Consider the following 16,196-nt stretch of genomic DNA (forward strand, 5'->3'; position numbering starts at 1 on the left):
GCAGTGTTCTAAGTTTAGGTTAAAAACTTGGTTAAATGGTTATATTGAAAGGAAATTTTTAATTAACACAGAAATCCTCCACCTATTAAATCATCACCTTCATAAAATACAGCTGATTGTCCGGGAGCAATTGCTGAAACTGAGTGGTCAAATTCAACCTTCATCAGATCTCCATCCTGCACAATAGTACTCATTGTGCCGGCATCTTTATATCTAATTTTTGTAACAGCTTCGATAGGATTGGTAATCGAATCATACTTTACAAGGTTATAATTACGAACAAATGCTTGTGATTTTTGTAGATCTTCCTCTCTGCCCAAAACAACAGTATTGGTTTCAGGGATAATTCGGGTTACAAATACTGGTTCTCCCAAAGCAATGCCCAAGCCTTTACGTTGTCCAATGGTATAAAAAGGATAGCCTTTATGCTTACCAACTTTTCGCCCGTCAGTTAATACAAAGTCACCTCCGTCAACGCGTTCTTCCAGATCAGGTACGCGATGCTTTAAGAACGAACGATAATCATTATCGGGTACAAAGCAAATTTCATAGCTCTCACTTTTGTTAGCCAGGTCAATTTGTCCCATTTCCATGGCCATTTGCCGGATTTCAGTTTTTCTGAAACCGCCTAATGGTAACATTGTTCTACTTAAATTATATTGAGATACACCCCAGAGTACGTAAGATTGGTCTTTGTTGTTATCCAAGCCTTTTGAAACCACATAACGATCGTTCTCCTGGCGAATTTGGGCATAATGACCGGTCGCAATAAATTCACAATCCAGTTTATCCGCACGTTTCATTAATGCTTCCCATTTGATGTGGGTGTTGCATAATACACATGGGTTAGGTGTACGTCCGGCAAGGTATTCTTCAACAAAATTATCGATAACAAAATTGCCGAACTCCTCGCGAATGTCTAAAATATAATGAGGAAAGCCGTATTGAACGGCTAAAGAACGTGCATCGTTTATTGAGTCAAGACTGCAGCAACCGGTTTCCTTAGAAGAACTACCCGAAGATGCATAATCCCAGGTTTTCATGGTAAGGCCAATTACTTCATAGCCTTGCTCATGCAACATAATTGAAGCTACCGAACTGTCGATACCTCCACTCATTGCCACTAAAATTCTTCCGTGCTTACTCATAATTTTTCAAACCGCAAAGATAGACATTTGGTTTTGTAATGAAGTGATTTCTGCGTCATTACAAGGTAAAATGCTAGTTGGATTTGGTTGAATAAACCATTTTTGATAATAGTAACCGGCTGATTATGTGCTTTTTTTCCATGAAAGCCTGTTAACTCCTCAAAATGATACCAATTTGTGTTTATTTGAAAAACACATCATAAGCATAACGGGCAATTAACAAGCAAATTACAATTAAGAAGAATTTGCGTATAAACTCATTGCCTTTAGTTAAGGCCAATTTGCTGCCAATTATACCGCCAGCAAGATTGCATACCGCCATTGGCAAGGCTATGTGATACAACACTTGTTTGTTAAAGATGAATGCCGTTAATGCTGAAAGGTTGGTAACACAGTTAATGATTTTAGCATAAGCAGAGGCGTTTAGGAAATCAAATCCTAAAAACATGATAAATGCCAAAATGAAAAAGCTTCCTGTTCCTGGGCCAAAAAAACCGTCATAAAAACCGATTATCAATCCAATCAAGCTCCCCATGATCAGCATTTTGCTTTCAGGGATTTCTCGGGCCTGCGTGCTGCCTAAATCTTTTTTAAAGAAGGTATATACGGCAATAAGTACAAGGATGATCAGAATAAGAGGTTTCAAAAGGGAGCTGTCAAGCAAATTGATTGTTTGGGCTCCTAAATAAGCTGCAACAAGTGCACAAGCGGCAACAGTTGCTAATATTTTGAAGTTAAAATTAACTTTTTTACTGTATTGCCAAGCGGCTGCTGTAGTACCGGTAATAGCTGGTATTTTACCTGTACCGAAAAGTACCGGCAATGCCGTTTGGGGCAATGTGAATAATAGTGCAGGCATTTGAATCAGGCCGCCTCCGCCCACAATAGAGTCGACAAATCCAGCAAGAAAAGCAAAACAACACAATAAAATTATTTCCATTTGAAGTCGAATAGTTGGGCGACAAATTTGCAGAGATTTTTTCACCCATACTCATTGTTAATAAATTTATTACGCTTGTAAAATAGGAGGGATAGTGGATAAAAGAATTGCTGTTTCCCTTTTTAATGGAAAACAGCAAAAAAAATTATCACTTAAATTGAACCAAATTTTCCTGAGTTAAAATCATTTATAGCTTGAATGATTTCTTCCTGTGTATTCATAACAAAAGGGCCATAACTAACAATGGGTTCATTAATAGGTTCACCACTAAAAACCATTGCATAGCTGTCTTCTTCAGCTTTTAATGTAATGGTTTCTCCATCATGATTAAACAACACAAAGTCTTTATGCTTGGCTTGTTGTTCGTTGTTTATGATGAAACTTCCTTTTGTAATCAGTATCATAGTGTTAAACAAAGCAGGAAGATCAAAGCTTACTTCCGCTCCAGTTACCATTCTGATGTCATACATTTCAATTGGAGTAAAAGTACTTGCAGCTCCATTTACCCCTTTAAAATTTCCGGCAATAATGCGGTTCACACTGCCTTTGTCATCAATCTTAACCGTGCTAATGCTATCATTAGTAATAGCCTGGTATTTAGGTGGGCTCATTTTATCCTTGGCCGGTAAATTAACCCAAACCTGAATGAAGTGCTGCAAACCTCCTGTTTCTGCAAATTCTTGTGATTGAAATTCATCATGCATCAGACCTGCAGCCGCTGTCATCCATTGCACATCGCCTGCACTGATAACTCCCCCACCACCGGAAGAGTCACGGTGCTCAATTTGTCCTTCGTATGCAATACTTACCGTTTCAAAACCACGGTGAGGATGTTCTCCAACACCTCTTCGGTATGCTGAAGGCTCAAAATAGTGGGGCATGTTATAGTCCAGCATTATGAATGGATTGGTTTCACGTGTGATGCCGTATGGGCCTGGTACATAGTTTGACACTCGGAAACCGTCGCCTACCATGTGTGGAGATGCTCCTGTTAATACCTGTTTTATTGATTTAGTTGCCATTACAACAACTCCTTTCTTAAATTAATTTAGCATTTATTAAGCAATTACAACTTCTGCCAATTGAACTTCAGCAAGCAATTTCACTTCATCGCTTACCAAAACTCCACCGGTTTCCAAAGCTGAATTCCAGTTTAGTCCAAAATCTTTTCTGTTAATTTTTCCTGCAATGCTAAAGCCTGCTTTTTTGTTTCCCCATGGGTCAAGGCCTGATCCACCAAATTCAACATTAAGCTTAATAGGCTTGGTAATATCTTTTATGGTTAAATTACCTTTCAACTCAAATTCGCTGTCATCAACCTTATTAAATTCTGATGATTCGAAAGTGATTTTAGGGAAACTTTCTGCATCAAAAAAATCTGCAGATTTAAGGTGTGAATCTCTCTGTTCATTTCCCGTTGAAATAGAGTCTATATCAGCATTGAAACTGATCTTTGCATTTTCAAAATTATCATTATCAGTTTCAACATTAACATCAAATTGGTTAAAGTTACCAGTTACATTGCTAACCATCATGTGTTTAATTTTAAATTGAATTTCGCTGTGCGAAGGGTCAATTCCCCATTTTGTATTTGCCATAGTTTTATAATTTAAATTTTAAATATTTTGTTTTAACTAATTTTGTTGTAACAAATATTTGGTCAAAAAAATTAATCCCGCAATTTGTCTAATAAATCACTTAATAATTCAGCATCATTTTCATTTAAACGTCCTTTCATTGCTTGATAAAATTCGTCGAAAAACGGACTTAATTCATCAAGAAGCTTTAAACCTGCTTCGGTAATAGTAATATCCATTTTTCTACGGTTTTCTTCACAAAGACATCGTTTAACAAAACCTTTGGTCACTAGTTTATCCAAAAGGCGAGTTACGTCGTTGCCTTTGTCTATCATCACATCTTTAATTTGTCCAGGTGAAACTGGTTGAGGGTGTTTACCCTTTAATATTCTTAGTACATTATAGTGCTGAGGTAAAATATCATATGTTTTAAAAATACCACTCAGCTTATCACGTACCCAGTTGTGGGTAAACATTAAATTGATTACCGCTTTCTGATGACTGTTGCCAAAATCTTCCTGAAGTATTTCTTTTTCAATTTTCACAATACAAATATAGTAAAAACAATTGTTGTTGCAACATATATTTTTAAAAAAATGTTTTTAAAGCTTTAATATTTAAAGGGATTGCTTTTTTAAAGAGTTGTAAAATACTTCAATGTTTGTCAGAATTAAGGTTCATTATTATTCAGTAAAAGTCTTTTTTATTTTTACGTGCTTAAAATATTTGCCGATTACAAATGAAAATTATCGATCTATCCAAAACAATTCAGTACAGCAAGAAGGATCCGTGGTTTATGCGGATTAAAGTAAAAAACTACCCACACAATCGAAGTAAATTGCTAATCCGTTTTTTTCTGGGTTTGCCTCAAAAATTATTTCCCAAAAACTTTTCCGGTTGGGCTGACGACAAAATACTCAGCATGGGAGTACATGCCTCAACGCACATAGATGCTCCTTGGCATTATAGTCCGACCTCTAATGGAAAGCGCGCTAAAACTATTGATGAAGTTCCACTTGAATGGTGTTATGGAAATGGTATTGTTATTGATATGTGCCATAAAGTCGACTTTTCTGTGATTACAGTTGATGACATTCAAATGGATTTACAAAAAAGTGGGGCAAAGATTAATCCCCAAACTATTGTGCTCATTAAAACTGGTAGAGACAAACTGAGTGGAACCCCTGAATATATTACAACCGGAACCGGTATGAGTAGGGAAGCAACAGAATGGTTGGTTGACCAGGGTGTAAAAGTAATTGGTATCGATCAATGGGGGTTCGATCTTCCGTTAAAATATATGGCAAAAAAAACGAAGGAAAGTGGCAATCCTGAATTTTTCTGGCAAGCACATTTAGTTGGACAGGAAAAGGAGTACTGCCATATTGAGCAGCTTGTAAACTTGAATGCGTTACCAGCTTCAGGTTTTAAAGTGGCTGTTTTTCCTTTGAAAATAAAGGGAGCTTCTGCTGCACCTGCAAGGGTTGTTGCCATATTGGATGAACAATAATTTTTTCAAAAGGCTGGGCATGTTAAACTTCCAAGAGAAACGTTAACTTAAGTACTGTTAATTATAGAGTATATGCAAGTTGCAGTAATATCGGGCAGCGCACGTCCCGAACGTCAATCGCATAAGGTTGCTTTAGAGGTTCAAAGAAGACTTGATAAACGGTCAAGTATCAATACCATTTTATTGGATGTAAAGGAGTATCAATTGCCATTGCTTGATTATACATTTCGTACACATCCATCTCCAACAGATAAAATGAAAGAGTTTCAGCAATATTTAGCTCAGTCACAAGCTGTGGTGGTGGTTTCTCCAGAGCACAATAGCAGTTTTTCTGGTGCCTTGAAAAACACGATGGATTTCTTTTATGAAGAGTATTTTCGTAAACCCTTTGGAATTGTAACCGTTTCGGCTGGTATGCTAGGCGGTATAAATGCGGCCCGTGATCTACAACATTACGGATTACGTCTAAATGGAATAGTTTCTCCGTCTTTTTTAATCACTCCTAAAGTGCAAACATTATTTGATGTAGAGAATGCGTTGATTGATGCTGGGTATGGTGAGCGTATTGAAAAGTTTATTGATGAATTTTTGTGGTTGTGTGATAAGATAGGGTAGAGGTGCTTTATTAGATATCCAATTAAATTTTGCATGGAAAAAAGAAAAATAGGAAATACAGCTCTTGAATTTTTACCATTGGTGTTTGGAGGAAATGTTTTTGGCTGGACCGTTGATCAAGCAACTTCTTTTCAATTGTTGGATGAATTTTATGCCAACGGATTTACTTTTATTGACACGGCTGATGTTTACTCAAATTGGGTGCCTGGAAATGAAGGGGGTGAATCTGAACGGATAATTGGTAATTGGCAAAAAGCACGAGGCAATCGCGATAAACTAATTATAGCAACCAAAGTGGGTTCAACAATGGTCCGTTCTCCACAGAAAACCCTGAAAAAAGACTATATTTTAAAGGCAGTAGAAGGTTCCTTAAAGCGATTGCAAACTGATTATATTGATTTATATCAATCACATTATGACGATTTAAGCACACCGGTAGAAGAACCTCTTGAAGCTTATGCTCAATTGATAAAAGAAGGAAAAGTACGTTACATCGGCGCTTCGAATTTTAGTGCCAGCAGGTTGCAAGCCGCTTTATCAGCCAGTAAAACCAATGGATTACCACGCTACGAAAGTTTGCAGCCATTTTACAACTTATACGATCGTGCGGAATATGAAGAACAGTTGGAACAATTGGCTTTAAAAGAAAAGCTGGGAGTTATTCCCTATTATTCGCTTGCCAGCGGTTTTTTAACGGGCAAATACCGGTCGGAGGTCGACCTGGGACAAAGTGCCCGTGGTGCAGGAGTGAAAAACTATCTTAATAAACGAGGCTTTTCAATTTTAAAAGCCCTAGATGAATTGGCTGAAAACTATAAGGCAACGCCTGCTCAAATTTCGTTAGCCTGGTTACTGGCTAAGAAAAGTATAGCTGCTCCTATCGCAAGTGCAACAAAAAGCCATCAGTTAACTGAACTTTTAGGGGCCTTAAGGATAAAACTTGATGAAAATTCGATGCTGAAGTTGGATAAAGCAAGTGTATTTTGATAGAAATTACCCTTGTTTTAATAAAAAGTAAAAAATTATTTAACTGAATGTGAACAGAGTATGTCTTTATGGGTCACTAAACACTAAAAAAGATTTGCCAGTATGACCTGAATTTGTACTTTTGCCTCCGGAAAGTTGGCAGAGTGGTCGAATGCGGCGGTCTTGAAAACCGTTGACTGTAACAGGTCCGGGGGTTCGAATCCCTCACTTTCCGCTCCCTACTTAATCAAAAAGTAACAAACGCTGTAAATTGAATGATTTACAGCGTTTTTGTTGTGTGCCGTGCATATCTATAAACTAGGAGGTGCAAGTCCTCTATGGGGGTCGGTAGTTACCAACCATTAGCCAAGAGCAAGGGTGTCCGTTGCGAAGCGGAATCTGAAGGAAGCTTGAGGCAAATCCCTGAACCGAGGCACACGAACCCTATCAGGCATATCCAGCAGGATGAGATTGCAACACAAATCGAAGTCCAATAACTACCCGGATACTGGAGTGTAAATAAGGCGGTTACATGGGGAGAAAGTGTATAGGTTTACCACGGGAGGTCTGACAGACGTGCGGAAACAAGCAGTATGAAACACGGCTAACAATTGCTGTCAGAAGTCAGCAGAGACCAAAGTACGCTGCTACGAGCTAGCAGGGGAAGGGTCGAATCTTAAGAGGTGAGCATCAACTGAAAGTTACTGTATGAATGGTAGAAAGCAGAAAACGGAGCAAGACACCTGGCAGAGCGGAACTAGGTCGGCAACCGAATCAAGCTCTGGAGGGCAGACATATCTATGGATGACTGAAAAAGGAAACACCAACACAACGCAAGGGCAACAAGCCCAACTTCTGGAGTACATACTCTCGCCGTCGAACCTTAATGCGGCCTACAAACAAGTTAAGCGTAATGATGGAACAGGTGGGGTTGACGGGATGAGCGTAGAATTGCTTTTACCCTACTTACACTCCCACCGAGAAGTATTGCTTCATTCACTACAAAATGGGAGGTACAAGCCTCAAGCTGTTCGCCGGGTTGAAATACCCAAAGAGAACGGCAAAAAGCGAGCCTTAGGCATCCCCACGGTAGTGGATAGGGTCATTCAGCAGGCAATCACCCAACAATTAACACCTATTTACGAACGACAGTTCTCGTCCAACAGTTACGGTTTTCGTCCAAAACGCAGTGCTCATCAGGCAATAAAACAATGCCAGGTCAACGCAAATGAGGGTTATCGTTACGTTGTGGATATGGATTTGGAAAAATTCTTCGATACTGTTAACCAAAGCAAGCTGATAGAGATTTTATCCCGAACCATCCCTGATGGCAGGGTGGTGTCATTGATACATAAATACCTAAAGGCAGGGGTAATGACGCATGGAGTTTTTCAAGCGACATCGATGGGGGTTCCGCAGGGAGGGAATTTAAGTCCATTATTGAGTAATGTAATGCTTAACGAATTGGACAAGGAGCTAACGGAAAGAGGACATCGTTTTGTCAGATACGCTGATGATTGTATGGTATTCTGTAAAAGCCGCCGAGCCGCCCAGAGGGTGCTTGTCGGCATTACAACCTACATTGAACAAAAGCTTTATCTGAAAGTCAATAGGGAGAAAACCAAGGTTGCACACATCAAGGACGTTAAGTTCTTGGGGTATGGATTTTACTTCAACAAAAATGGTTGCAAAATGCGCGCCCATAAGAAAAGTGTTGAAAAGATGAAAGAGAAAATCCGAGAACTGACCTCACGGAGCAACGGATGGGGCAATGAACGCCGAAAGGAAGCAATAAGACAGTACATCACAGGCTGGCTTAACTATTTTCAGCTGGCAGACATGAAAGGATTGTTGGAACGCATAGATGAATGGTATCGAAGAAGAATCAGGTCATTGATATGGAAACAATGGAAAAGTATCAAAACCCGAATTAGGAATCTGATAAAACTGGATATCCCGAAAAACAAGGCAAAGGAATACGGCAACACAAGGAAAAGCTACTGGCATACAGCTAATAGTCCAATCCTTAGCAGAAGTATCACCAATGAACGCCTTAAGCAGTCGGGTTACCTGTTCTTTACTGACTACTATCAAAAATTGCGTTGTGTAAATTAAGAAACCGCCGTATACCGAACGGTACGTACGGTGGTGTGAGAGGTCGGAAAATGAAATAGGAGGAAAACCTATTTTATTTTTCCTCCTACTCGATTTGGTACCTGTCTCAAAAAGTTCATTAATTCTTATTCTGTAAGTGACCTATTCAGTGACCTGTTTAAAAATTTCCAAACAGGTCACTGAAAAATCCTTACAAGGCTTTAATATCAGCTGTACATCAGCCATACATCTTGATTAAAGCCCGATTGAAGCTTAATTTAATTAACTTTTAAGGTTACCGGCTTATGAACAAAACATTTAACCTGCTCTTTTACGTAAAGAGAAACAAACTCCTTGCAAACGGCACAGTTCCCATTTACTTGCGCATCACCATTGACGGCAAGCAAACTGAAATTGCCTCCAAACGATACATCGAACCCAAAAAATGGAATCGCATGGCTCAAAAAGTAAATGGTAATTCAGAAGAAGTCAAATCCCTGAACGCTTATCTTAAAACCTTAGAACAGCAGGCTTATGAAGCCTATCATGCTTTGCTTAAAAAAGGTTCGACAGTAACAACCGTCAGCTTAAAAAACAAATTACTTGGATCGGATGAAACAGCACGGACCTTGATTCCCATTTTTGAAGAGCACAACCAAAGAATGGAGGCCCTGCTGGGCCAGGAATATTCTGCGGGAACATTGGAACGCTACAAGACCTCTCTTAAGCACACCACCGACTTTTTAAACTGGAAGTTTAACCTAAGAGATATTGATATTCGAAAGATTGATCATCACTTTATTACTGAATATGAATTTTACTTACGCAGCATTCGTAAATGCAGTAATAATACAGCCGTGAAGTATATCAAGAACTTTGGCAAGATCATCCGTATTTGCCTGGCCAACGGCTGGTTGGACAAGAACCCGTTTATAAACTATAAAGCTAAAATAAAAGAAGTGGTACGTGAATATTTAACCGCTGAAGAAATTCAAAGCATTACTAACAAAGAATTCTCCATTGAACGATTAAGTATTGTTCGCGATATCTTCCTGTTCAGCTGCTTTACCGGACTCGCCTACGCTGACGTAAAGAAACTCAAACGCTCAGAAATCCAGAAAGGAATTGATGATGAATTGTGGATTTACACCTCTCGTAAGAAAACCGATACTACATCACGTATTCCCTTGCTACCTTCTGCTATTGCCATTCTAAATCGTTACCAGGATAACATTGAATGTGAATACAAAGACTTGCTACTACCCGTTTTAAGCAATCAAAAAATGAATGCTTATTTAAAAGAAATTGCTGATTTATGCGGCATCAAAAAGCAGCTCACCTATCATATTGCCAGGCATACTTTTGCCACTACTGTTACCTTATCCAATGGGGTTCCGATTGAAAGTGTAAGTAAGATGCTGGGGCATATTAATATTAAAACCACCCAGCATTATGCTAAGATCTTGGATATTAAGGTAAGTGAGGACATGAAGCGACTTAAGCTGAAGCTTAAAGTGGCTATCAAATGACCATTATTTTAACTATATTTGTTATATTAATAGCTAATATGACTAATCAAATCGTTAAACGCGTGGTAGTTGTGCACTGGAAAAACAAAGCGAAATGCCAATGGGAAGTTTTTTCCAATCTTAAAAATTTCTGCCTGAGTTATCCGGAATATAATTACAATACGCTGAATAATTATCTCAGTAAGGCTAAAACTGCCTACGAAAATGATACTGTTCGCATTGAACGAAAGCCGATTATTAGTCAACCTAAAATGAAAGAAGAAGTTATGGTTACCCGTCAGATTATGCCGGTTGTAAACAGAGTGGCAATGAGCCAGGCAAAGGAAAGCACCAAGGATTTGGACTATTGGCTTTCCCAACCAACTGAAAAAAGAATTGAAGCCGTGACGTTTATTATTTCGCAATCGCTTAAAAAAGGTGAAAGCATGAATAAAGCCATCATTAACAAACAACTAATGAAGCCATGATATTAGCAAGGGATTTTGAGGATTTTATACAACTGCTCAACAAGTATGCTGTTGAATACATGGTGGTAGGTGGGTATGCACTTGCTTTTCATGGCAAGCCACGTCATACGGGTGATTTGGATATTTGGATTAATATTTCTGAAGTTAACGCTGAGAAGCTGCTTAAGGTATTAAATGAATTTGGCTTGTCGGCTTTAGGTTTTGAAAAAGAAGATTTTTTAAAACCGGGTTATATTACCCAGATTGGTTACCCGCCGCTACGTATTGATATTCTCAATAACATTGATGGTCTTGAATTTAACCAGGCAATAAAAAACGTGCAGCAGTTAAAAGCCGATAATCTGACGATTAACTACATAGGCTTGCAAGATTTTATTACGAACAAGCAATCTTCCGGCCGAAGCCAGGATTTGACCGATATTAAAGAGATTAAAAATAAAATGGATGAAAAAGTAGTAAAGAAAAAAAGGCTACGACCAAAGAAATAAGATTAATAAAACGTCAGAAAACTACTACCTAAATCTTGCATTATAAAGAAAATAGGCATTCCTCATTCGTCGCCGGCAACTTATACTAAACTATTAATAACTATTCATAAAGTTTTATATTCGGCCTTTTAACTATTTAAACCATGCGACAACAACTATCTAAAATCTTTTTAATTGCTCTATTAATTATTGAAACCTTTGGTTTGGTACAAACGGCTTATGCACAAACTAAATCAAAAGGAAAGATCTCGAGTCAATCAAAAAAAGAAAAAAGTTGCCGAATTACCGGAACTGTTTTCAACTCAAATACCCAATCAATTTTATTGGAAAAAATAAACCAGGATCCACGTCATGATGACGTAATAGAAATTCCTGTTGAAAATGGAAAGTTTCATTTTGAAACTAAGCTTTTACATCCTGAGGCAGTACGATTATTACTTGGTAAAGCTAAAAATGAGGGCGGAAAATATATGTTTTTATTCTTAGAAAATGAGGATATAAACTTGGTAATACATTCAGAAGAGGAATTTGATAAAAATAGGGTTCAAGGCGGCAAACTGAATGAGGAATACAAAAAATATAAAAACGGCCTGGACCTTAAATTCAATGAAAGGTTGAAGCCACTTTATGAGAGTCAGGATGAAATGATTGCAAAAGGTCAATACAGTAGTGATGAAATGAAAGCCATTGATTTAAAATTACAAGAAGCATCATCACAGGATGAAAAAAAAGATCTATTTAAAAAAATGGACGATTTAATAAAACAAGGATTGGACAAATCCCCGAAAGCAAAAATTATAGAGGAAAAAACTCTTAAAATTTTTGCCGAACAAAAAGAATATTTACATAAATACATTGCACAAAATCCTACTATCGTCTCTTATGGGCTCTTTTTAAATGAACTCGACTGGAAACGAGACATTGACATCGATTTAGCTAAAAGATTTAATAAAATACTTTCTAAAGCCAATCCCAATCATCCTTACAATGAACTTGCTATAAATCTTATAAGCGCAATGGAAAATATAAAAATCGGGAAAAGATACGTCGATTTTTCTGCTCCTGATTTAAGCGGAAACCTGGTGAAACTATCTGAAAAAATTGAAGGAAAAGTTGCTTTATTAGATTTATGGGCTACCTGGTGCGGGCCGTGTATTGCAAACAGCAAAAGGATGCTTCCTATTTATGCTGAATATAAAGACAAAGGTTTCACCATAGTTGGTGTTGCTGGAGAATATAAAACCTTAAATACAGTAGTTCGTTTCCTGGAAAAAGAAAAATGGCCTTGGCTAAACTTGGTAGAACTGGACAAAAAAAATAAGATCTGGCAAAAATACGGGAAAGACCATAGTGGTGGAGGCATATTCCTCATTGACAAAGAAGGCAAAATTATAGCCATTGATCCCACAGCCGAGGAAGTAAAACAAACCTTAGCCAAGCTGTTAGGTTAAACCGATTTTCTTGGCATAAAATTGAATACACATGGTAAGCCAAAATACCCAAGGCACACCCCATCATTTTGCCTTCCCATAATTGTTTTTCCCACATGGTAACAATTCTTTTCGTGCAGTAAATCTGCCAACTCTCTCATATGTACGGTTATAATATTATTATTATTTATTTTTCAACTATCCTCTTTAATAATTCTACTTTCTCTCTTTCACTTTCAAGTAGTCGTTCATAAAGCTTTCGGTTTTCATCAATTACCTCCATTAGCTTGTCTATTGGATTAAATGTGCACTGAAAGTTTAAGGAAGCTGAATGATCATGATAATTGTTACCAATAATATTAAATATAGCATCTTCATTAAATCCTTTTATGGCTTCAGGAGAAACGCCTAATACTTTAGCCACTTTCTCCAATACAGTATCTTCAACGATTTCACTTTGCTCGATTTTCGAAATACTTTGCTGACTAACTCCCAATTCGAACGCTAGTGTATCCTGCTTCATACCACGTAATTCACGAATTCGGCTGATCTTACGGCCAATGTGGGATTTATATGTAGGTGTTGATGTTTCCATACTTTCAAATATATCAACTTTTGACTAAAGTACGAAACAACCAATCGGTTGTAAAATACAACTGCCTGTGGTTCGCTACAGCATTCTCCCTCAGGAACTTTGATCATATCACCCTTGAATCTTTTGTGTTATGGAAAACAAACTTACTTCGTTTTGTACTGGTCAGGAGGAGGCCTTACAGAAACTCATTAAAGACCTGGTTGAAAAGTATCAGCCAGAGCAAATCATTTGCTTTGGCAGGATTCAGCATAGCAATCATTCTTCAAGCTGCTTTTTTGAACCAGCCGAAAGCACATCCTATCACTACTTTCTATTAATGATTACTGCAGAAAGCAAGCGAATTGAATTCAATGTACAAGACTTTGTCAACTTTCGCTTTGCTGATGGCAAGGTCACCATTCTTTCCCATGGGAAGAAAACCGTTGAAGAGGCTATTTTAAAAGGTAGTAGGTTCTTCACTACGGTTTTGTCGCAAGGTTGTATACTCTATTCTAAGGATGGATTTATTCAGACTTATGCTATTTCAGAAGTTGATATTGTACAAACGCTTGAAAAGGCCCGCAGGCAATTCGAACGCCGTTTCCCACTGGCTAAAGGCTTTTTAAATGCAGCACAGGAAACATTGGCTACAGGTCATTATTCCGTGGCCGTGTTCATACTGCATCAAGTCCTGGAACAATCACTGGCCACCCTAATTCAGGTTTACATTGCTTACCGGACAGACATGCATCATTTGGGTCGGATGCTGGATTTGTGTGGTTGTTTCTTATCTCAAACCGATACGCTATTTCCACGAAACACCAAAGAAGAACAGCGCCTATTTACACTTTTGAACAACAGTTACTCCGGTGCCCGTTATAAAGACAACTTTACAGTAAGTGCTGGTGATGTTACCTTGATCTGCGAAAAAGTGAAGGAGTGTATTCTCGCAATCGAAAACCTTTGCATGCATCAGCTTGTCGTTTTTGAAGCTGCTGTAAAAGCCCGAGTAGGAAGGAATATACTTGCAACTGATCCTGTGGAAACGGAGGTGCATCATGGCTAAACGCAACAAACACGCCGCTTGGGATTTCGATTTAACTGAACTCGCCGAGCCTTACATTCTTCCTTTTGAAAACGATGATTTTACGTTGACACTGGAAGTATTAAACAAACACTCTCAGTTTCGGCAGGATAATCGCCGCTATGTTTCGTTCTCGACCCAGGAGCTAGCCTATACCAGTGGCATATTAAAGCTGCTGGTCAGTATTCGTGGTGATACGGAAGAGCTCCTTTGTTTAAAAGTGACTCCATCGGCTTTGATGGTTTGGTGCAGCAAGATAGGTGATGGCTCAAGCTTAAGTCGCCATGCGTACTTTGGCTTGTATAGGTTTGTCTTCTTAGGTGGCTATAAGAGTTTTCAAGGATATTATTGGCCGGATTTCTTTAAGGATAAGAACAAATTCCTGCAGATTTCGGTGGAACATTCCTCTTTTTCAATTCAGGCTAAGCCGCAATATGGAACGTTTTTCCGTCCGGGAGTACCCTTGTTATCCTGTGATCTAGAAACTTATTGTGAGCCACTTGTTTCTCCCTTAACAGTTCAATCCCAACTATCTGGTGAAATCGTCATTGGTTACGTACTGGCCCATACCAGCCTTCATTCTTATCACTGGCAGCACTTTCCCTTTCTGGTGCCCTTTTGTGGAAAGGCGACAAAGAACGGTGCGTCGGTTATAAGCTTTGAGTCCTACCTGAATGACCCTGCTCGGGAGCCTGTTTTACATTTTTCGAATGAAGAACTGGTTTTAAATGCCTATGCCGACAAAATGCAAAAGATTGCCTTGCTTAACCCCTGCAATGCCAGTGGAGAAGAAATAAAGGAGTCGAAAGCAGCGTTTATTACCCGAAAACAAACCTTATTTAATTATTGGAAGGCTGTTTTTCCGCTACTTGTTCAGCAGCAATTTACCTTTCAGCAATACTCTTATGGCATGCGCAACATCAAGGGGAAACCACGCAAACAGGAAATGCATGCATGTCGTTTTTCACTGGATACACCGCAACTGCATTTTTACTTGCAGGATAAAGGTGATTACTATCTGCTTCGGTTGGTTTTAAAAGTAAGGGGTAAACAGGTCCAGTTCAGCAATAATCGCATTCCTTTCTTTTTAATGGACAGGGATAACAACATCTACTTATTAACCTCTTTAATGGATGATGAACTGCTGGATTTATTTCATCAGTCAGGTAATAAGCTCTCCGTACTAAAATCACATCTTAAAGAGTTCTTCCAGACGTTTTTGGTGCATTTAAGTCATCAGTATCCATTGACTGTTATCGGGACCGGGCAAGATCCGGATTCAAGCCTATTAAATCATCGTTCACTTTGCCAACAGCCGGTGCTGAACATTTCACAGAAGGATAATATGTTGGTACTGGAACCCTGCATGCGTTACGAGGATGGTACAGAATGCAATGTTTTGCAATCAGGAACTTGTTATCTCAAGTTGGAGGATGAACGGCTTTTTGTCGTTCAACGCGACCGTGAGATTGAAGAGGCATATAAAAAACTGGTACTTTCCCTGCATCCTGATTTTCCCGGGCAGCAATGTGAATCGTATCTTATGTTGCCATTTACGTTTATTGAAAAGAATATAAAATGGGTAGATCAATTGAAAGAAATGCTTTCAAAACACAACGTGGCAGTCACTGGAATGCAGGTGTTTCCACGTTAACCAGACCCATTTTCCACCTTACCCTCTCAGGGTTGCTTACAGAGAGATAAGGTGGAAAATGGTCTTCCGGCCTTCTCATTTTTGGCATGCATATTTCTATCTTGAATTTTCTTTTAAGAT

At 38.6% G+C, this 16,196-nt stretch carries 16 protein-coding genes and 1 tRNA gene; 11 read left to right on the plus strand and 6 right to left on the minus strand.

What is annotated here, in order from left to right:
* Positions 1–62: 62 nt before the first annotated feature.
* The 5 genes from mnmA to L2B55_RS08440 form a co-directional block, all read right to left on the minus strand.
* Positions 63–1,148, minus strand: a complete 1,086-nt coding sequence (mnmA, locus tag L2B55_RS08420; RefSeq protein ID WP_237850094.1) for a tRNA 2-thiouridine(34) synthase MnmA — start codon at positions 1,146–1,148, stop codon at positions 63–65.
* A 181-nt stretch (positions 1,149–1,329) separates the two neighbouring features.
* Positions 1,330–2,088, minus strand: coding sequence for a sulfite exporter TauE/SafE family protein (locus L2B55_RS08425; protein WP_237850095.1), 759 nt, complete (start codon positions 2,086–2,088; stop codon positions 1,330–1,332).
* Between the two features lie 152 nt (positions 2,089–2,240).
* Positions 2,241–3,110 (minus strand): pirin family protein, encoded by an 870-nt coding sequence (locus tag L2B55_RS08430; protein WP_237850096.1) that lies wholly within the window; start codon positions 3,108–3,110, stop codon positions 2,241–2,243.
* Positions 3,111–3,146: 36 nt separating this feature from the next.
* On the minus strand, positions 3,147–3,686 hold the full coding sequence (locus L2B55_RS08435) for a YceI family protein (RefSeq protein ID WP_237850097.1): 540 nt from the start codon (positions 3,684–3,686) through the stop codon (positions 3,147–3,149).
* A gap of 71 nt (positions 3,687–3,757) precedes the next feature.
* A complete protein-coding gene (locus L2B55_RS08440; protein WP_237850098.1) occupies positions 3,758–4,210 on the minus strand; it encodes a MarR family winged helix-turn-helix transcriptional regulator in 453 nt (150 codons plus the stop codon).
* 194 nt (positions 4,211–4,404) lie between these two features.
* Here L2B55_RS08440 and L2B55_RS08445 point away from each other — a divergent pair, with 194 nt between their 5' ends.
* The 9 genes from L2B55_RS08445 to L2B55_RS08485 all read left to right on the plus strand — a co-directional run bounded on the left by L2B55_RS08445 (position 4,405) and on the right by L2B55_RS08485 (position 12,785).
* Complete coding sequence (locus tag L2B55_RS08445) at positions 4,405–5,175, plus strand: cyclase family protein (protein ID WP_237850099.1); 771 nt, start codon at positions 4,405–4,407, stop codon at positions 5,173–5,175.
* Between the two features lie 72 nt (positions 5,176–5,247).
* Positions 5,248–5,790: an NADPH-dependent FMN reductase gene (locus tag L2B55_RS08450; protein WP_237850100.1), complete on the plus strand. Its 543-nt coding sequence runs from the start codon at positions 5,248–5,250 to the stop codon at positions 5,788–5,790.
* Between the two features lie 33 nt (positions 5,791–5,823).
* Positions 5,824–6,777 (plus strand): aldo/keto reductase, encoded by a 954-nt coding sequence (locus tag L2B55_RS08455; protein ID WP_237850101.1) that lies wholly within the window; start codon positions 5,824–5,826, stop codon positions 6,775–6,777.
* Positions 6,778–6,906: 129 nt separating this feature from the next.
* Positions 6,907–6,991: transfer RNA gene (locus L2B55_RS08460), tRNA-Ser, on the plus strand.
* Between the two features lie 473 nt (positions 6,992–7,464).
* Positions 7,465–8,871: a group II intron reverse transcriptase/maturase gene (gene ltrA / locus L2B55_RS08465; protein ID WP_237848891.1), complete on the plus strand. Its 1,407-nt coding sequence runs from the start codon at positions 7,465–7,467 to the stop codon at positions 8,869–8,871.
* A 284-nt stretch (positions 8,872–9,155) separates the two neighbouring features.
* Positions 9,156–10,379, plus strand: a complete 1,224-nt coding sequence (locus L2B55_RS08470) for a site-specific integrase (protein WP_237850102.1) — start codon at positions 9,156–9,158, stop codon at positions 10,377–10,379.
* A 38-nt stretch (positions 10,380–10,417) separates the two neighbouring features.
* A complete protein-coding gene (locus tag L2B55_RS08475; protein WP_237850103.1) occupies positions 10,418–10,846 on the plus strand; it encodes a hypothetical protein in 429 nt (142 codons plus the stop codon).
* Positions 10,843–11,334 (plus strand): nucleotidyltransferase, encoded by a 492-nt coding sequence (locus L2B55_RS08480; RefSeq protein WP_237850104.1) that lies wholly within the window; start codon positions 10,843–10,845, stop codon positions 11,332–11,334. The genes L2B55_RS08475 and L2B55_RS08480 overlap by 4 nt, the downstream gene beginning before the upstream one ends.
* Before the next feature lie 143 nt (positions 11,335–11,477).
* Positions 11,478–12,785 (plus strand): TlpA disulfide reductase family protein, encoded by a 1,308-nt coding sequence (locus L2B55_RS08485; protein ID WP_237850105.1) that lies wholly within the window; start codon positions 11,478–11,480, stop codon positions 12,783–12,785.
* Positions 12,786–12,951: 166 nt separating this feature from the next.
* On the opposite strand, the gene L2B55_RS08490 is transcribed toward L2B55_RS08485, so the two are convergent.
* A complete protein-coding gene (locus L2B55_RS08490) occupies positions 12,952–13,359 on the minus strand; it encodes a helix-turn-helix domain-containing protein (protein ID WP_237850106.1) in 408 nt (135 codons plus the stop codon).
* A gap of 130 nt (positions 13,360–13,489) precedes the next feature.
* On the opposite strand from L2B55_RS08490, the gene L2B55_RS08495 reads away from it, so the two are divergent.
* A complete protein-coding gene (locus tag L2B55_RS08495; protein ID WP_237850107.1) occupies positions 13,490–14,404 on the plus strand; it encodes a HEPN domain-containing protein in 915 nt (304 codons plus the stop codon).
* A complete protein-coding gene (locus tag L2B55_RS08500; protein ID WP_237850108.1) occupies positions 14,397–16,076 on the plus strand; it encodes a hypothetical protein in 1,680 nt (559 codons plus the stop codon). The genes L2B55_RS08495 and L2B55_RS08500 overlap by 8 nt, the downstream gene beginning before the upstream one ends.
* Positions 16,077–16,196: the final 120 nt, after the last annotated feature.

Origin of the sequence: Solitalea lacus, from assembly GCF_022014595.1 — a bacterium.
GTDB classification, from domain to species: domain Bacteria; phylum Bacteroidota; class Bacteroidia; order Sphingobacteriales; family Sphingobacteriaceae; genus Solitalea; species Solitalea lacus.